The sequence below is a fragment of the Mesorhizobium sp. L103C131B0 genome, assembly GCF_000502275.1.
Taxonomy (GTDB): Bacteria; Pseudomonadota; Alphaproteobacteria; order Rhizobiales; family Rhizobiaceae; genus Mesorhizobium.
On the sequence record NZ_AYXC01000042.1, the window covers coordinates 1 to 18,241 of the forward strand.

The 18,241-nt window shown below is 58.8% G+C and carries 10 protein-coding genes and 9 pseudogenes; 5 read left to right on the top strand and 14 right to left on the bottom strand.

Annotated features, from left to right (window positions below):
* The 3 genes and pseudogenes from X730_RS1000000167970 to X730_RS1000000168960 form a co-directional block, all read right to left on the bottom strand.
* On the bottom strand, positions 1 to 165 hold a 165-nt coding region (locus tag X730_RS1000000167970), incomplete at its 3' end, for a CocE/NonD family hydrolase (RefSeq protein ID WP_155922554.1).
* Positions 166 to 1,010: 845 nt separating this feature from the next.
* Positions 1,011 to 2,270 carry an acetyl-CoA carboxylase biotin carboxylase subunit family protein gene (locus X730_RS0135150; protein WP_050588170.1) on the bottom strand — a complete coding sequence of 420 codons (1,260 nt, stop codon included), beginning with the start codon at positions 2,268 to 2,270 and terminating at the stop codon, positions 1,011 to 1,013.
* A gap of 206 nt (positions 2,271 to 2,476) precedes the next feature.
* Positions 2,477 to 2,636 (bottom strand): annotated as a pseudogene (locus tag X730_RS1000000168960) (IS256 family transposase); the annotation flags it as partial.
* An 869-nt stretch (positions 2,637 to 3,505) separates the two neighbouring features.
* On the opposite strand from X730_RS1000000168960, the gene X730_RS1000000167975 reads away from it, so the two are divergent.
* The 3 genes and pseudogenes from X730_RS1000000167975 to X730_RS1000000167980 all read left to right on the top strand — a co-directional run.
* Positions 3,506 to 3,871, top strand: a complete 366-nt coding sequence (locus X730_RS1000000167975; RefSeq protein ID WP_155922555.1) for a hypothetical protein — start codon at positions 3,506 to 3,508, stop codon at positions 3,869 to 3,871.
* Between the two features lie 509 nt (positions 3,872 to 4,380).
* A pseudogene (locus X730_RS1000000168965) lies at positions 4,381 to 4,971 on the top strand (carbamoyltransferase C-terminal domain-containing protein); the annotation flags it as partial.
* Positions 4,972 to 5,182: 211 nt separating this feature from the next.
* A pseudogene (locus X730_RS1000000167980) lies at positions 5,183 to 5,306 on the top strand (LysR family transcriptional regulator); the annotation flags it as partial.
* A gap of 54 nt (positions 5,307 to 5,360) precedes the next feature.
* Here X730_RS1000000167980 and X730_RS1000000167145 read toward each other — a convergent pair.
* A pseudogene (locus X730_RS1000000167145) lies at positions 5,361 to 5,577 on the bottom strand (transposase); the annotation flags it as partial.
* A gap of 92 nt (positions 5,578 to 5,669) precedes the next feature.
* On the opposite strand from X730_RS1000000167145, the pseudogene X730_RS1000000168970 reads away from it, so the two are divergent.
* Positions 5,670 to 5,905: pseudogene (locus X730_RS1000000168970) on the top strand (LysR family transcriptional regulator); the annotation flags it as partial.
* Between the two features lie 86 nt (positions 5,906 to 5,991).
* Positions 5,992 to 6,246: pseudogene (locus X730_RS1000000167155) on the top strand (leucine zipper domain-containing protein); the annotation flags it as partial.
* Positions 6,247 to 6,286: 40 nt separating this feature from the next.
* Here X730_RS1000000167155 and X730_RS135840 read toward each other — a convergent pair.
* The 10 genes and pseudogenes from X730_RS135840 to X730_RS1000000167170 form a co-directional block, all read right to left on the bottom strand.
* Entirely contained in the window at positions 6,287 to 7,309 is a 1,023-nt protein-coding gene (locus tag X730_RS135840) for an ABC transporter ATP-binding protein (RefSeq protein ID WP_023827821.1), read from the bottom strand.
* The gene (locus X730_RS135835) at positions 7,306 to 8,322 is read right to left on the bottom strand and encodes an ABC transporter ATP-binding protein (RefSeq protein WP_023827822.1); all 1,017 of its coding nucleotides are present in this window, start codon (positions 8,320 to 8,322) and stop codon (positions 7,306 to 7,308) included. Before X730_RS135835 ends, X730_RS135840 begins: the two co-directional genes overlap by 4 nt.
* Positions 8,319 to 9,212, bottom strand: a complete 894-nt coding sequence (locus X730_RS135830) for an ABC transporter permease (protein WP_023827823.1) — start codon at positions 9,210 to 9,212, stop codon at positions 8,319 to 8,321. Before X730_RS135830 ends, X730_RS135835 begins: the two co-directional genes overlap by 4 nt.
* A 1-nt stretch (position 9,213) precedes the next feature.
* Complete coding sequence (locus X730_RS135825) at positions 9,214 to 10,152, bottom strand: ABC transporter permease (RefSeq protein ID WP_023827824.1); 939 nt, start codon at positions 10,150 to 10,152, stop codon at positions 9,214 to 9,216.
* 22 nt (positions 10,153 to 10,174) lie between these two features.
* Positions 10,175 to 11,764, bottom strand: a complete 1,590-nt coding sequence (locus X730_RS135820; RefSeq protein ID WP_023827825.1) for an ABC transporter substrate-binding protein — start codon at positions 11,762 to 11,764, stop codon at positions 10,175 to 10,177.
* Positions 11,765 to 12,135: 371 nt separating this feature from the next.
* Positions 12,136 to 12,886 (bottom strand): annotated as a pseudogene (gene istB / locus X730_RS1000000167160) (IS21-like element helper ATPase IstB).
* A 12-nt stretch (positions 12,887 to 12,898) separates the two neighbouring features.
* Positions 12,899 to 14,425: pseudogene (gene istA, locus X730_RS01000000165030) on the bottom strand (IS21 family transposase).
* A 61-nt stretch (positions 14,426 to 14,486) separates the two neighbouring features.
* Positions 14,487 to 16,841, bottom strand: a complete 2,355-nt coding sequence (locus X730_RS135810; protein ID WP_023827828.1) for a CocE/NonD family hydrolase — start codon at positions 16,839 to 16,841, stop codon at positions 14,487 to 14,489.
* Positions 16,842 to 17,057: 216 nt separating this feature from the next.
* Positions 17,058 to 17,393, bottom strand: a complete 336-nt coding sequence (locus X730_RS1000000168975) for an acyl-homoserine-lactone synthase (RefSeq protein ID WP_245261463.1) — start codon at positions 17,391 to 17,393, stop codon at positions 17,058 to 17,060.
* 557 nt (positions 17,394 to 17,950) lie between these two features.
* A pseudogene (locus X730_RS1000000167170) lies at positions 17,951 to 18,112 on the bottom strand (IS630 family transposase); the annotation flags it as partial.
* Between the last annotated feature and the right edge of the window lie 129 nt (positions 18,113 to 18,241).

Consider the following 18,241-nt stretch of genomic DNA (forward strand, 5'->3'; position numbering starts at 1 on the left):
ATGCGTCGTCTCATCGCGCCCCGCCGTCCCATCGCGCTTGCGGTAGGGCAGGTACTCAAAAATAGCAGGGGTCGGTCCCCCGGAGGCGGGGAGCCAAATCCTGGCCGCCAACCTACGCCCGTCCGGCATCCGAATCCATTCGTTCTCAATCACTTTCGTCAACATATGCGCTCCGCGGCACTTCGCTCTTGCGGGAAACTCTGATCCATTTCGGCTGTTCCTCCCGTCTTTCTGTGGCATTCGATTGACCGCTAAAAACCCTGTGACCGCCCGATGGAACACATGGTCAGTAAGCTGATACTTCCTATATTTCGCCAGCTTGCAGCACCGACAAACGGTGCGGGTGACCAGAGTATATCACGGCATCGGCAAGGCCATTGGGCGCCAACGGTTCACTTCGACATCGGGCTTCAAGGTGTTCTCGCCACGGGCATCAGGGTCAATGAAAGGCTCATGCTGCTCAACCGCGGCGAAACTAATCGAGCTCCTACGTGGCAGAATGCTTCAGTCGAGGGCGCCACGTGTTACGGCGCTACAACTATCCGGGTCGCTCGACACGATCGACATGTTCTAGGCGTTCAGTCCTCTGTTCGCGGCACATCCCATCCCAATAAAACCCGGCGTTGTACGCGACTGCGGTGGCCTCCCTCGCGGCGCGGATGGCCTCTTGATCAGACACAGATGCGTTGCAGAAGATATCTGCCCTTCGAGGCCAATGCTGCCCACCTGCTCTTCCGGCTGGTGTCGCGTCGCTGCGTGAAGGATCGATCCTGATCACCTCCAATAGTTCTGTGGGCGAATAGGGGAGCGTGTTTCAGCGATCCCGTGGTAGCAACCGCGTCCTCGATCGCCTGCTACATCATTCGACGGTGATCATCATTGGCGGCGCCAGATACCGACTTCCCGAAAAGCGTCGTTCCGGCCTGCTACAGACGGCCGGAACGACACCCGAGACCAACGAAACCGCAAACCAATGAGGGGGGGGTCAAATGTTCAGTTCGCCCAAGGCGTCAAATCCTCACTTGGCTGACAAGGGGCCGCTGATTGCCAGGGGTCAGAAATGGTGTGATCGACCAACTGATCGAGTGGACGGCGCGCTGAAGGATCACCTCGGTCTCCGCAAGGCTGGGTGAAGCAGCCGTGACATATCCGAGACAGTCTCGGTAATCGCCTTTCCTGACGATAGGTGTCTTGGTGTTGACATAAAATTTGACCTCGGCGACACCCGGTACAGCAGCCGCCCGACCCTCGCCATCAATCCAATCGAGGGTGCCGTCGCGATCAGGAACGAGGAACCGCGCAGCCGCAGTCTGCGAATGCCGTTTGCGCAAATCCCATTCCTCGCCGACTACAAGCTTGATGTGCTCGGCAACGAGATCGATACCGTAAGCCAAGTGAACCAGCTGAGGATCTGGCGTGCCAGGGAGACGCGGATTGACTTCAATGACGACCGGGCCACGCTTCGTCCACCGCAGTTCTATGTTTGTTGGCCCCCAGCCAAGGTCGAGAGCTCTCAAACAGCTCAGCGAAACATCGGCGATGCGCTGATGCTCGTCATCACTCAGTGGGGCTGGGAAGGTGAATTGACGATAGACGAAGTGTGGCAGAGGGCCGTACTCAGCGGCGACAATCCCAATGACCTCATTTCCCATTATCTCAACGGTATACTGGGGGCCTTGTGCGAATTCTTCGACCAGGATCCTCGGCGAAGATGGCCATGTATGCTTCCCACCCAACAGATAGCTCGTATGTTCGGCTAACTCGTCGAGGTTGCGGCACAGTCGGACACCGTAGCTACCGCTGCCGACGGCTGGCTTAACAATGACCGGCAGGCCGATCTCCGCAGCAGAACTTTCTAGGTCCGTCGCATTCGTGGCCATGCGAAAAGCAGGTATCGGAACGCCGCCCTCCGCGAGGGTTTGACGTTGAACGAATTTGTCGCAGCATCGTTCAATGGATGCGGGGTTTGGCCCCGGAAGATCGAAATGCCGGCAGAGCTTGCCGACGGATGCATAGAACGACTCATCGACGCTTGTAATGCCAGCAATGTTGTAGGTCGCATGAAGCCGAGAGCATTCTTGGATCAGCGAATCAACATTGCTGGTATCGACACGGATTGTCTCAATGCTTTCTGCCGCAAGATAGTCGTACCAAGCTGGATTAGCCGACAGGGTAATTGGATAAAGCCCAAGACGGAGCGCCGCTTGGACGAACAGCAGACCAGTACCTCTCATATTTCCTTCAAGCAGGATGAGTGCCTTTTTTGTCACTGGGTTGCCCCTCCATTGCGTGCTGTGCGGCGGTCTGAGCGTACATATGCACCGCTCTTTCCGATCCTGAGTTCAAGCTTTGGGGTGAAAATACCATGGTCAGCGATGTGCGCTCGCAAAGATCCTGTAAATTTGTTTGAAGGAACTGTTGCAACCGTCGGGTTACAGAGGAGCCAAGCTCGACCGGCCCAGCCCCGCTCGCGTTAGCCGTTGCACTCGGTGGTTCGCAGCGGTTCTTCCCCCATAGCGGCGCCGGTGATGGTGCCCAACTCGACTAGCCGCTCGACGGCAAATCCGATCATCTCGCTCAAGAGATCGGCATCGGGCTTCTTCACTAGCGCGCAAGTTCATCATCTCGTCGATCATCGCAGCTTCTTCGAACTACGCTGCTGTCAGAACCCGACCCTTACCGGAGCTTCATCGATGACAAACGCTTTGCCGCTCGCCTTGTATGGGCTGATCTTTGTTAACGTCATCTGTCGTTTCTATTGTCTTGGCGCCTTTCCGTTCTGCTCGGCCCGAGCTTCACCAGGCGCCTCGCGCAGTGACGGTCAAGGGTGGCTCTAGCTATAGCGAAGCGACTTGCCCCTGACCGTCACGAGCACGGCGGCAGAGCGACATTGGGCCTGGCCGTAACTGTGTTCGGGGTCTGCAACTGCAATCCGAGCGAACTCGCCATCAGGGGCGCTGCAAACGCGCGGCAAGCTTGTATGCGGTTGATCCTCGCGGATCGGACACCACTGATGCAGCCATACGGATCGGAGGCGAAGCTCCGGGCGGTGGGCCCATTCTACAGCGCGGTGTTCTAATTCATGTGAGCGATCGGGGTCACCAACCACCTCGGATCGTTATCGGAAGCCCTTTTCCAGCTGCCAAACCTCAATCGTTGTGCTGTCGAGTCATCTTCCATACTTCACGCCGGACTCAGGACTACTCCCCTCGGGATCTCGCCAGTCGTGACGAGTCCCCAGAGTGCAACCAGCAGCTACGCGCCATCGCCACGATTATGGCCTTGCGTGTACACGACCACGGCAATCGGCCGTTCTCGCGCAAAACCAGTGCGCCAGTGCGCTATCCTTCTGCTATTGGAGAAAACGCCAAGCCAACAGGATCATTCCATAGCGGACGCGGGCATTGCCGGCTCGCAAGGCTTTCTCGCGCCGGCGCTGACCGCTTTCATCCGGCGCCGGTGAGTCCTGCGTAGCGGGCGACGGCTCTCCGATCGCGCAAATCGCGTGAGAGAATTTCGCTCACCAGCAGGTCCGCAGTCTCGATGCGACGCCGACAATGCAGGCAAGAAGGCGAACCATTGCGAGCGGACCCTTGTCCGCGGCCGGAATGATCGTGAGCTGTCGCAGCCGTTCCTATTCGATCTCATGGGTTTGTTCAGGCAACAGGTGAAGCCGGGCGGGATTACTGCGCAACTCGGCTCGGCTTCCTTCCGGCAAGGGCATTCCTTCCGCCGTACGCGAACTTTCCAGCTTCTCTGCAGCTTTGCGCAGATTGGGCTGGAAGGTGAGAATGCCAAAGCGGGCGAGGATTCTCTTGATGCGATTGCCGATCCGCGTATCCGGATAAGATTGTTGCGCTCCCGGTTCTGACGCCGTGTGTCCTCGTCCTCGACAGTAGGGTCCGCAGCCATGCTGCATTGACGCTGGGCGCCACACACTCGACGCTCGCCATGGAATCTACGGCGCTGTCGAGGGCGCACTCGCTAGCGGCATCCTATTCGCCATACCATAGGGCTGCACACGGCCGCCGCCCAGTCTGCTTCGCTTCTCCGAGCGCTGAGCAAGGAGGATTTGCGGGATTCGCCGTATTACAACATTGGGGTGGCAAAGCGCCATTAGCTTGCCGGGGTCTTCGTTGCGCAGTTGTCCTTTGGGCAACGTGAACTTCGGATCAGCCAGCGCATAGAGGAAAGCATACTTGTTGCCAGGGGTCGCGCACCAACCCCGTCTTCTCCCAGCCGCCAACAGCAATCACATCTGGAATGGCGCGTAACAGTTCCGACAGTGCAACCTACCACGGGACTGCGCAAGGGTCGGAGGTCATCAGCGAGAAGACCATCTTCGGCAGGAAGGTGCGTTTCCGCCATCACATTCCCCAAATGCACCACCTGCAGGCGCTCATCGATTTCATAGAAATCACCGAGCGCCCCTTCCCAGATCAGCGCATAACAGGGCATTCCGGCCGGGAACGGCGACATGCCGTAGGGGGCCCCAGAGATGGGAGCGCTCGTGCGTCGAGGAATAGACCCACCAGAAGTTCACCAATCTCGCAAGGCGCGTTTCCGACGCCATTTTCGATTCGTTCCACACCTTTGCGAAGAGGAACGGATGGACTTCGAGTCCGGTCTGGCAAGAACCGGGAGGGTTTCCGCCCGATCGCGCCGATTTGCCTGGAGCAGGATGTCGCTCTCCACTTCGACTTGGCTCGCCCCTCGCCCTATATGCTCCTTTTTCAGAACGTTATTGATAGCCGATTGCAGGCCGTCACGCATGTTGACGGCACAGCGCGGGCCCAGACTGTTTCGCAGCAGGAGAACCCGCGTCTGTTTCAACTGCTTACCTCATTCAAGGCGAAAAGCGGGGTCGGAGTTCTTTGCAACACGTCGCTGAACTTCAATGGCACTGGTTTCATCAATCGTGCAAGCGACCTGCTGGCTTATGCCCGGACCGCGGGTCTCGACGGATTCGTAATCAACGATAAAGCCCTCTTGACGAACATGTTCTGCAGATCGAGGTTCGTAGAATTTCAGTCGTGGAACGACCGTTCGAGTGCGTTGGCTGGCACGCGACGGGCGAGCAACTCCTGGGTGAACTCCCTCATGCTTGCTACGGATAAACGTCCCGTGACACGGCTACTTCAGCGACGAGGCCCTGATACGAAAGCCCTATCATCTTTACTGGATGACCGCGCTCATCTGCTTCGAGGGAGCCGCCCGCCATGCGAGCTTCAAGAAGGGCCGCGCACGAATTGAACGTGACGCCAGCAGCCGCCAGCCATCAGATCAAGGCGCTCGAGACCGATCTTCCATAGCTTGTTCCGGCATTTGAAGTAGTTAGCACATTCGGCTGGGATGAAGAGGTCGACGACCGCGCCGACCACGTCCCACAGGAGCCCTGATGGTTCTCTCGGCCTTTGCTCGCAGCAGCGCCTTGAGTTTGGCGAAGGCGTTCTCAATCCGATTGAAGTCGGGACTGTAGGGCGGCAGATAGAGCAGCCTCGCGCCGGCGGCCTCAATCGCGTCGCGCACGCCGGCGGCCTTGTGGGCAGGCAGGTTGTCCATGACGACTACGTCGCCCTCCGACAATGATTGCATGTGCCAGAATGAGGTCGTTCGATATCTCATAAGGGCAGACGAGCTTGGCCGCTTAACCTTCGTGTCATCGCAGCCGAGGTATCGAACTAGCGAAGAAAGGACATCTGTCTATCGCAATCCAGCGAGGATTTGAGATGATCTCCGAAGCCCTCCCCCAGATACGCGACCGCCCGGAAACTGTTAACGACCACCGCAATCAGTTCCCTATGGCTCCTGCCGAAGATTTCAGACTTCCGGAAAATCCCGCAGTTGCCGTTTCGCGCATTGTAAGTGATGCGCCCAGAATGACCGCCGCTGCGATCTAAATTTAGGTTTGAGCTTTCAGTTGGTCGTCCATTCGATCCGGACCGGAAAAGCTGAGGTGGTCGAAGTTTTCAGCGATTCTCGGAGGACCGAATGAACATCGATAAGAATGCCCCGCTAACGCGGCGTGGTCGAGGGCGAATTGTAGGGCAGGTCGAGGGCGGGCAGACTCCGCAGGCCGTTGCCGAAGCCGCAGGCGTCTGCACACGAACGGTTCGAAAATGGGTTAACCGCCATCGCCGGGAAGGATCGGCGAGGCTGCTGGATCGCTCGTCGCGGCCGCGTGGACTGCGCCGGCCGACGTCTGCAGCGACTATCGAGACGATCGAACGGCTGCGCCGCCAGCAGCCGCAGGATACGAACCGATTAAACAGGAAGTGCTCCTAGCCTAGTCGAATCCAGTTGGAGACAGCAGCGCGGGGGCTTCCCTCTCCAGCGGGAAATGGCATCTGAAGCTGTGCTTCGCGTCATGCGGGCTTGCTGAAGTTTCGGGGAAGACCCGGCTGCAGATATCCTGCGCGTAACGACAACGGGTGTGGAATTCGCAGCCGGATGGTCGCCTCATCAGGCTCGGCACCTCACCCTTGAGCTCGATCCTGTTCAGCACAGCATCGGGGTCGGGTTCCGGATTGGCCGCAAGCAGCGCCTCCGTGTAGGGATGACACGGGTGCTCAAAGATACGCTCGGTCGAGCCGACCTCAATAACGCGGCCTAGATACATGATCGCCATGCGATCGCTCATGTGGCGCACAACATTGAGATTGTGCGAGATGATCAGGATCGCCATGCCGAGTTCGTCCTGAAGCCGCGCGAGCAGGTTTAGCACCTCGCCCTGCACCGAGACATCGAGGCCTGCAGTCGGCTCATCGGCGATGATCAAATCGGGCTTCAGCGCAAGAGCTCGCGCGATGCCCACGCGCCTGGCCTGACCTCCCGAAAGTTGATGGGGATAGCGGCGAGCAAAATCAGCTGGCAAGCCGACCATGCGCAGTAGGCGCTCGGCTTCGTTTCCGGCATCGCGATCCTTTAGTCCATGGATCCGGAAAGGTTCGGTTAGCAGCGATCGCACCATCAGCCTGGGCGAGAGTGATCCGACAGGGTCCTGAAACATCATCGCCATGCGCCGCAAGTAAGGCTTGCGTTCGGCTCCGCTGAGCTCCTCAATTTCGTATCCGTCGAAGCTGACGCTGCCGCTAACGGCCCGCTGCAGGCCGATTATCGTGCGAGCGATAGTGGATTTGCCTGAGCCGCTTTCGCCGACAAGGGCCAGCGTCTCGCCTTTGCGGACTTCAAAGGAGACACCGCATACTGCGTCGATAAAGGGGGCTTTTGTGCCGGTGGCAAGTGCTTTCAGCGGACCCATGGTGCGGAAGCGGACGCGCAGATCCTGAACACGAAGCAGCGCAGTCATGCCGACACCAGCCGCTCGTCACCGAGGAGATGGCATCGGGCGACTTGGTCCACGCGGATGCGGTACTCGACCGGGTTCACTTGCACACAGCGGTTGGACGCATGTCGGCAACGTGTGCGGAAGATGCATCCTACTTTGCTGCCGAGGAGACTGGGCACCTCACCGGGAATGGTCGGTAAAGTGCGTGTCTTCTTTCTGATCCGTCCCGGGTCGCACTCAAGCAGCGCGCGTGTGTAGGGGTGAGCAGGGTTGTGGAAGATGTCCCGTACCGCTCCTTGTTCCACCACCTCGCCCGCATACATAACGGCGACCCGGTCGCACAGCTCAGCAACAGCGCCGAGATGGTGGGAGACAAAGAGGATTGAACAGCCGATCTCCTTCTGCAGATCTTTGAGTAGACGAATGATCTGCACTTCCAGTGTTGCATCGAGCGCAGTGGTTGGCTCGTCGGCGACGAGGAGCGTCGGTTTCACAAGCAGCGCCATGGCAATGCAAACGCGCTGACGCATGCCCCCTGAGAAGTGATGCGGATAGGCGCCGATACGGCTTTGCGGATCGGGAATTCCGACCCGGTGAAGCATGTCGATGGCACGATCGCGCTTCTGGCCCCAGGCACCTTGTTCGTGGTGTTGGATATCGACCATCTGGCTTTCGATGGTCCGCACGGGATTGAGTGCGGTCATCGGGTCCTGGAAAATCATCGAAAGACGATTGCCGAGCAGGCTCCGACGCGCTGGAGCGGGCATTTTGCGCAGATCTCGACCTTCGAACAGGATGCTGCCAGCTGTGACATCCGCGTTTTCGGGAAGCAGGCCCATCACCGTGTAGGCGAGCGTCGATTTTCCGGATCCGCTTTCCCCGACGATTCCAACCACCTGTCCGGCTGGCACATCGAGCGAAACATTGCGCAGGGCGTGGACGCGCCCACGCGGTGTACCGAAATCGAGATCGAGACCGCGGATCTCAAGAAGCGGACGGGTGGACATATGGGGCACCGAATCGTCGCGTCTCATAGGTCTTTCCGCAGCTTGGGATCGAATATGTCGCGCAGCGCCTCGCCCAGGAATGTAAAGCCGAGCGTGGCGAGGACGATCGGAATGCCGCCAGCGATGACCAGCCAGACTGACTGTTGAATATAGCTATAGCCATCATAAAGGATCGCGCCCCAATCGGGGGTCGGTGGGCGCACGCCCATGCCGAGAAAGCTTAGACCTGCCGCTACGGCGATGACGGCCGGAATGTCCATGCTGACGAGAATGAGGAGCGGGCCGATGACATTGGGCAGTACGTGCACGGCGAGGATACGCGTCGTGCCGGCACCCATGCTGCGCTCCGCGGCGATGTACTCACTGTTGCGTAGGGCCTGGGTCTGGGTGCGGACTACACGCGCGTAGATCGGCACCGACCCTATTGCGATGACGAAAATGAGAGTGGCCAGACTGGGTCCGAGAAGCGCGATCATGGCCATCGCGAAAATGATGCCGGGAATGGAGCGCTTAGTATCCAACACAAGCAGGAGCAAATTGTCTAGCCAACGCGGCCCTATGCCCGCCATGAGACCGAGCAAAAGACCGATCGCCAGCGAACTGCCAAGAGAGGCGAAAGCGACGAGGAGCGGGATGCGGCCGCCCATCATAACACGCGAAAACGTGTCGCGACCCAGCTGGTCCGTGCCCAGAAGAAAATCCAGTGAAGGGCCTGCCAGACGCGGCCCGACCATGATGCGGGTCGGCTCATGCGTGACGATGAGCGGAGCAAAGAGCGCACTTGATACTACAAGCACGACGAGCACGGCTCCAAGCACGCCCAGGCGGTTGTTGCGCAATTGCCGTAAGGAGGTGCGAAAGGTGCCTAGGTCCACTCCCTCGTTGGCGTCGGGGTAGATAGCTTCAACGCTCACCATGCTAGAGGCTCTCGCGGGTTCGAGGATCAAGCGCTGCGGCGATCAGATCGGCGAGCGTCGTCGCGACGACGACAAGGACGGTAGTAACGAGCACGGTGCCCAGCACGATCGGATAGTTACGCGCTTCGACCGCGCTCTTGATCAGCGCGCCGATGCCAGGTCTTGCGAAGACCACCTCGATAAATACGGCAGACGATAGCAGCCAAGCTATGCCCACACCGAGGATGGTTACGGTGGGCAGGATTGCGAGCGGCAGCGCATAACGCGCAACGATGCGCCATTCCCGAATCCCGAAGGAGCGAGCCATACGTATATGGTTCTCTCCCAGGACCTCGAGCATGGATGCGCGTATCAGTCGGGAGATGTAGCCGACCCAGCCGATTCCGATGGTGAAACCGGGCAGAATGAGATGCACTAGGCTGTCCCAAAAACCGTTGCCAGCTCCTATAGCTGGCAACCAGCCGAGCGTGACGGCGAAGATCAGAAGCGCGTAGACTGCCATAACGAATGAAGGAATGGCGATAGTGGCGACTGCTAAGACTCCAACTACCTGGTCGACCAACGAGTTGCGCCGCATCGCCGAGTAGCAGCCGAGCGGCACGGCAACCGCAACCGCCCACAAGATCGAGACTAAGATCAGTTCGATCGTATAAGGCAATTGCTCGAAAACGATGTCGGCAACAGGTCGCTGGCTGAACACATCGAAACCGAGATTGCCATGCAGCAGCCCGCCGAAGAATGTGACGATCTGCATGACAAGAGGCTTATCGAGCCCCATCTGCTGATGGATCTCAGCCTTCATTTCCGGTGTCGCCCGCGGGCCAAGCAGAGCTACGGCTGGATCGCCCGGCACGGCATGGATCATCAGGAACAGAACCGCCACCGCGGTCACAATAATTGCGACCGCGAGGACAATGCGTTTGAAGAGGTATAGCCACATGCTCCGGTGCCGATCACACCACTCAAGCCTGGACCGGCTTGAAATCGAGATAGAGGGGCTCCCCGTCCGGGCGGGTTGCGGCTTCCATTTGAGTGGTGCGGTATGCGATTATAGATGCCCCGTTGGTCACGAATCGGTAGGCGCCTGATTCCTCCATCAGATCCTGCATCTCGTAGTAGAGCTTCGCCCGCGCGTCTGGGTCTTCGATGGTCACCGCCTTAGCGACCAGTTCATCAAACCGGTCGCTGCGGAAGCGCTCCCAGTTCCAAACGCCCACCTGATCTTGCGTGAACCAGGACACCTCGTAATGCGGATCCGGCAGACCGATGAAGCTATTGACGATGAGCTGCAAGTCGTTCCAGCGATCGCCCTCGGACTGCATGCCCAGGGTCCAGAATGTGCTGGTATCCCGGACATTGACCTCAACCGAAATGCCAATCTGAGACAATTGTGCCTGTACCGTCTGGGCAATGGTTGAATGACCACTTTCGTTCCGGCAATCAATGGTCAAGACCAAGTCGGTTACACCAGCCTTTTCCAGGAACTCCTTGGCCTTCGCGAGATCGCCTTCTGGTGGAATGAGCGCCTTGTCGCGATGTCCAACAAGGCCCGGACCTATGGTGCCTGTGGCCACCTCGACCTGCCCCCCATAGGCGGCGTCCAAGACCTGCGGCACATTGATCGCCCATTGGATCGCCTTTCGGACGTTGATGTCCTTCAGCTTCGGGTTCTCTATATTCATGCCGATCCAGACGTAACTGATTGACGGCCTTTTTTCGACGTTGGTGTTCGGAGGCGGATTGCTCTTAAATGTAGCAAGCGAATCCAAGCTGATCCCGGTGAAGTCGATGTCGCCAGCTTGATAGGCGCGCTCCGCTGCTTTGACGTCATCGATCGGCAGGATGCGGATTTCGTCAAAGCCCGGCTTCGGGCCTGACCATTCCGGATTGCGAGTCAACGATATGTATTGTTTCGGCTTCCAATCGGCAAGTATATATGGACCAGAGAACGCTGGCGGCTTCATGCCGAAATCACCCCCATCCTTGGTTGCCTGCATCACTGCGTTCTCGGATACGATTTGGCCCGCAGCATAGGGAAGCGGAATGAGCCAAACCGGCGCGTATAGCTCTTTAAATACGATCACCCCGGTATAGTCGTCCTCCAACTCGACGTGATTGAACGGACCCCAATCGGGCTTCGTCGGTGCATTGAGCTTAATCACGCGCTCGAACGAGAACTTGACATCCTTCGCGGTCAACTCGCCATGCCCCCCGGTGAACTTTATGCCCTTCTTCAGGTGGAAGCGGATATGGGTCGGATCGACCTGCTCAATCTTTTCCGCCGCCTCCAGTTCCCAGCTCCATTCGGAACCCGGCTTGTAGCGAATGAGTTTCGAATAAATGCAGTTCATCACATCAACTTCGACGGCGCGCGCGTAGAAGGCGGGATCGAGTTTAGTGAGGTCGCCATAAGAGCTCGCCTTGAGCACCTTGCCTTCGGCTGCCCAGATGGCTTGCGATAAGGGCATTCCGCTAGCGACGATACCGCCACCGAGCGCGGCCCCGACCTTGAGAAAGGCCCGGCGGCTCACGTTGCCTACGATCTCTTTCATAGTATTCCCCTAAAGGTTGAGCGATACTCTAGGCGCAGCCGGATCGCTTTCGTGTTGTTCGCCGACTATAGAAGCGTTTCTGCGCGTCGCAGTCGAAATAATCTCAACCTACTGGTGATTTATTTTCGACACAACGAGCGCTGTGATCGTCGCTCGCGCGAATCTTGAACTAACTTGTAAATGTACTGTTTTCCCGGATGCGGAGAAGCTCACCTCGGGAGGTGCGTATTCCGACGAAGCCGGCCATCGATTCCGATTTGAAGCCGGCCAGTCATTCCGATTTCATTCCGGCCGGTGTTCCGATTTGATGCCGGCCATTTTTCGGACTGATCCTGGGTCTCGTTGATGTTTGGGTTGGGTTTCGTTTGAGGTCAAGCTTGCGCTGTTTCAGAGGCTCTTGGCGAGCGCTGTTTTCGCATGCTTTCCCCGGTGAGATCGATGCGATAGGCGTTGTGAACGAGGCGGTCCAGGATGGCATCGGCCAGAGTTGGGTTTGCAATGATCTCGTACCAGCGATCCAGGGGCAGCTGACTGGTGACGATTGTTGATCGGCGTTCGTAGCGGTCTTCAATGATCTCAAGCACATCACGCCGCTGGTCATCATTGAGTTTTTCCGGTCCCCAGTCATCGAGAATGAGAAGGTCGGTTTGGCGAGTTGCTTGAGGATCCGGCCATAACGTCCGTCGCCTCTCGCGAGGGCAAGTGTTGCAAACAGCCGGGGAACCCGGTGATAGGCGACGGAGAAATCCTCTCGGCAAGCTTTGTGGCCAAGCGCACAGGCCAGCCAGCTCTTGCCCACGCCCGCCGGCCCGGTGATGAGAAGACTGTGATGCTTTCTGATCCAGTCGCAGCCGGCAAGCGCCAGGAACAGATTGCGGTCGAGACCGCGTGCGGCACGAAAGTCGGCATTCTCGATCTGTGCGTCATGGCGAAGCTTTGCAGCCCTGGCGCGGGCCTCGAAACGCTTCTGGCGGCGCATGGTCGCCTCGCGTTCGAGCAGCATGGCAAGCCATTCGCCGTGATCGAGGCCGCTTCGGACTGTGCGTCGAGTTCCTGGAAGGCGGTGGCCATGCCGTAAAGGCCGAGCTCCCGCAGCATGTCGACGGTGGGATTGATCAGCATGGGTGTGTCTCCTCAATGAACGTAATCAGGGCCACGCAGATTGGCGTGATCGACGATGGCGGTTGGTTGGGTGGAATGGCGTGCGGCTTTGTGGTTGGCGATGAGCGATGCAATGCTCTTGCAGTTCAGCCCACCGATCTCGACGGCGCGGGCTGATACGTCTTCAGCCCGATTGCGCTCGATGTCGCGAAACAGGCGCAGGATGCCCAGGCATGTTCGGAAGCCCTGTTCGGGGTGCGGACGGCTGCCGAGAATTGCGATGACCAGACCTTCGGTCTGCGGCCCGATCGAGGTGGCCCAACGCCGAAAGCGCTCCGGTGTCCATTCGGCATAGCGCCGGTGGGAACTGGGCATGTGATCCGGATCGGTTCCATGGCGAGGACCTCCATAGCGGCGCTGATGCACCGCGACGCGCTTGCCGCGGTGGAAGATCTCGATGGTGCGCGCCGTTGCTCTCAGATCGACCTGCTGGCGAATGAGGCTGTGTGGCACGGAATAAAAGAAGGTCTTGAACTCGACGTGGTAATCCGTCGAGACGCGGGCCAAACGCCATTCGGCAAACTCGTAGTCTTCGCTAGGAAGGCTTGCGAGTGCGGCACGCTCGACGCTCTCGAACAGTTGCCGGCGACTGACGCCCAGCCGGCGCATGACGTGGTCGTTGATGCGATCAAGTGCCTGACGAATGGCCGCATTGGCTTCTGCCAGCGAGAAGAAGGTCTGATTGCGCATCCGCCCCAGAATGCATGATTGGGCGAAACGCACGCCGTTCTCGACTTTCGATTTGTCCTTCGGCCGTCGCGGCCGTGCCGGAAGAACGCCGAGGCCATAATGAGATGCCATCATGCCGTAGCTGCGATTGATCTCGGGATCGTAGAAGCTGGCGCGGCTGACGCCCGACTTCAGATTGTCGGGGACGATCAGGCGGGGAACGCCTTCAAAGAAACGAAACATCCTGACGTGTGAACCAATCCAATCAGGCAGTGTCTGGGTCCGGGTCGCTTCGGCATAGATGAAGCTGGACGCACCCAGCACTGCCACGAAGATCTCCGCCTCACGGATCTCGCCGGTGTCTCGATCAACGATCGGGATCTTCTTGCCGGAATAGTCGACGAAGACCTTGTCGCCGGCGGCGTGTTCTTGGCGCTCGTCGGGGAAAGCCGCTGTTCGAAGCTGCGAAAGAGCTCGCAGAACCGGCTGTAGCCATATCCGTCGGGCTGACTTCCTCGATACTCCTCCCACAAGATGAGGAGCGTGACGCCCGGCTTCTTGAGCTCGACGGCAAGATGGGCCCAGTTCGGCTCTGTGCGCCGCCGCGTGCCCTGCTTGACGCCATTGCGAGCGAAGAGTTTGTTCTCAAGCGCGTCATCGGTCAGCTCGCCTGGCAGGGGCCAGCTCAACCCGATTGCCGCTGCGCGCCGCAGATTATCCTGCACTGTACTGCGTGCTATTCTCAGCACGACCGCAATCTCGCGGGAGCTGGTCCCGGAGCCGAAGCATTTGTCTCAACTGTCTCATGGTCAGCCTTCTCTTTGCCGGCATCAAAATGTCCTCGTTCATCGCGAGGTAATTGATGCCAAAGTTGCTGACCAGGAGGTAATCTTCAGTGCCGAAAACCGGCCGGTCTTTGGTTGGAATGGTGGCCGGCATCATATCGGAATGGTGGCCGGTGTTTGATCGGAATGGCGGCCGGCTTCACGTCGGAATCCGCAGGCGTAGCGCGCCAAGGTCCGCGTCCACGGCAGAGCTGGCAGTGAAGCCATCGCCAAACCCCAGCGGAGCCTTTGATCCGCGTGATCTTCATCATGTCCTTGCCTTGGATCAGATCAACGCAGCCCGCGCGGAATGGTTTCGGACCATGCTCTTGCGAACACCTCGATTTCTTCCGGGCCTTCGGTGGCGCGTNAAGCAGCCCGCGCGGAATGGTTTCGGACCATGCTCTTGCGAACACCTCGATTTCTTCCGGGCCTTCGGTGGCGCGTACCTTGCGGTGCAGGTAGAAGTGTTGAGGGTCGCAGCTCATGCTGTGTTCGGTTTGGATCGCAACCTGCCACTGGTCCCGTTTGAAGGTGAAATTCCACTGGCTTTCGAAGCGGGCCGATGCTGGATCGTCCGGATGGATGGCGTAGTGCATCCGAACATCGCTGCCTACGGCCATTCCGTGATGCGGATTGGCCCTCTGACCGAAGTCATCGAATGTATTCAGCACTATGGTGCCATCCTCCAACGCATGCCGCTTCGAGGTGCTACTGGCCGGACGCAGCTGCTGGGCTTGTAGCTTGGGATACTCCCGTGGTGGACCGGGGTTCAATGGCGGGATTTCCTCAGTAACGGTTCGAATTGGCAGGTGAAGCGCGCTATTTTCCAGGTGCAGCGTGACCACGGCATTCTCAGGCGCTGGCCAGACGATCGGCCAGTAAGAGGTCGACAGCGCCAGTCGCAGGCCATGTCCGATTTTCAGCCGATGGCCGCACTCGTTCAGCTCTATCTCGGCTTCGTAGACCTGCCCCGGCACTAGGGCTTGCGGGCTCTCATGGCTGGCAAAATGGGTCAGGTTCAGCGCCCGATAGGTAATCCGCTGCGAAACGCCCTTGGGCGAGACGTCGCACAGGCGCGCCACGATCTGAGCCACTGGCCTGTCAACTGAAAAGGCGAACGTCACCTTGGGACGACCAAGCAGTTCCATCGGCTCGGTCAGCGGTGCGGTGTCAAAGCAGGTCGACAGAGCATCATCCGCTGCCTGGTCCTCGGCCAGTTCGTTGTCGATGCGCATGCCGGGGCAGTAGTACCCTCCTGCCTGGCCGATGTGCGCAGGACTTGAGACAGCCACAGTCCCAACGCTCGCATTGTCCTTCAAACCATCTGACCCCAAGAAAAGAACCCGGTCATTCACGTGGGGTGAGGGCCAGCTCTGCTCCGCCACCCAACGTCCCACCCGCGGGCCGTACTCCTTGCTCGGGTTGAAATGCTCCTGCATGTAAACACGGTAAGCGGGCAGATCGTCCGCGCCGTTGCGATCTCCTTTCAGCCAGCGGTCGAACCAGCGAATCGCTTCCGAATGGAAGTCAGCAGGATCGAGCCGCGAAAGGTGGGGATAACTATGTTCCCAGGGCCCGATCATGGCTTTGCACGGAACCCGGAGGTTCGCCGCCAGCGCAGGCGGCGCATTGACATACGCGTCTGCCCAACCGGTGATCGCCAGCACCGGCGCCTCTATGCGCGACCAATCCTCGCATACCGAGCCGTGCTTCCAGAAATCATCCCGCGTGGGATGACGCATCCAGTCAACGGCAGAGAAGGGGACGTTTTCCAGCCTTGCGAACCAGTCCTCACGCCAGTCCTCGCGAAGTTGAGGATCCGCCGGCCGGGTGAGATAGGCAGACAGCTGGGTGGCCCAGTTGATATTCTCGCTGAGCAGGCAGCCGTCCATGAAGTGGATGTCATCGGCGTAGCGATCGACAGTCGAGGCCATGCTGATCACCGCTTTCAGCGCGGGTGGACGGCGATAGGCCAGCTGCAAACCGTTGAAACCGCCCCACGAGATGCCCACCATTCCAACCTTGCCGTCGCACCATTCCTGCGCTGCAATCCAGGCCAGAATTGCCTCGCCGTCGCTCAACTCCTGCTCGGAATACTCGTCGTCGAACTGCCCCTCNGCTGCAATCCAGGCCAGAATTGCCTCGCCGTCGCTCAACTCCTGCTCGGAATACTCGTCGTCGAACTGCCCCTCACTGTCGCCCGTTCCGGCAATGTCGACACGCACGCACGCATAGCCCGCTTCGGCAAAAACCCGATGCGTCGTCTCATCGCGCCCCGCCGTCCCATCGCGCTTGCGGTAGGGCAGGTACTCAAAAATAGCAGGGGCCGGTCCCCCGGAAGCGGGGAGCCAAATCCTGGCCGCCAACCTACGCCCGTCCGGCATCCGAATCCATTCGTTCTCAATCACTTTCGTCAACATATGCGCTCCGCGGCACTTCGCTCTTGTGGGAAACTCTGATGATGTGGCGGAACGCTAGCACGGCTGTTCTCGTTGGAAGTCGCGCAAAAAAGTAATCTGTCGCATGATCTTATTTCGATGTCCGGTCTACCTTGTACGGCCGGTCAAACAGCCGAAAAACCGTGTGGCTGACTTTACGGTGGCGTGTCGGAGCCCTTCATCGGCTCATGATACTGGTCATGCGGCTTGGCGAACGGCGCGCTTTTTGTGCTTTATGGGGCCGTCCAACTCGATGTAGCGATTGGCTTCCATCAGTTCTCCTGAGTCTCGACGGCGGCTGCGGCCTCGAAGTCGGCGTGGGTACCGGCCCATGAAAACCGCCGTTTTAGTCGGACAGCGTCCAGCTCTCGTTGGAGACGTCGAGATATCCGGCCACGGCGCGGGTGGTGCCGATGTGTATGGGTCGCCGACCCGCACAAGGGGCCAGCCGGCGCGGCGAAGAATGCGCTCCATGCGCAGATCAGTGACGGTGACAATTTGGCTGAGACAGCGCGACAGGCCGAACTCGATCATGCCGACGAAGCGCTCGTAAGTGCCGACAACCGTTAGCTCCCCTCGGCGCGGATGAAGTGATATCGAACGCAAATTGGCTGCTTTCCCAGACGCTCAGTTCCTCGGGTGCCGTTTTCTCCTCCAACAGCATCGGAAAAGCGTTGCGTGCATCGTCGGCCCGTTCGACGGAAGCAGTTGGACGCAGCCATCGACACGACCGTCGGAAACCTCGCAAAATAAGATGATGCAGCTTCAACGCGTCAAAGGAATCGATCTCGTACCCGCCATTGGCCCGCACTCCAGTCGAGCCGCTCCTTAAAAACACAGTATCGCAGACTGTGCATTTCGTGAAGTTCGTCGGCAAAGTCGTTGTAGCAATCGGGTGTGATAGGCCGGATCATGAGGGCGGCAGGGCAGAAATGACCCTGCCATTGGAGACGAATGCGCCGGCCGAAACGGCCCATGCACATTCGGACCAAAGACGAATTGAGTTTCTCAGAGAATTGAAGACCGGGCGGAGGCCAGCAGCGCTATGGCCCGATTTTGGGTGCGCACGCCGAGCTTCTTCTTAGAGCGTTTCAGATTTTGACAGAAGCGTATCCAGCGTTTGCGAAGTAGTTTCTGCATTTATTGGGTTCGATGGTTGAAACGAGGTGGCCGATGTGTCGCCAGGTGTCGTCGATGGTTCGCTTCTGGGCGGCTCGCATCCAGTGTTTGATCTTGGCGAAGGCTTGCTCGATTGATGGTGTGGATGGCTCCTGCTCCCGGCGTCGCATTGCGCCATAGTTGGGATGTTGTCGTCCCGAGCAAAGGAGCCATCCATGTCAGAACTTGCCACAGTTGGCATCGACCTCGCAAAGAGTGTCTTC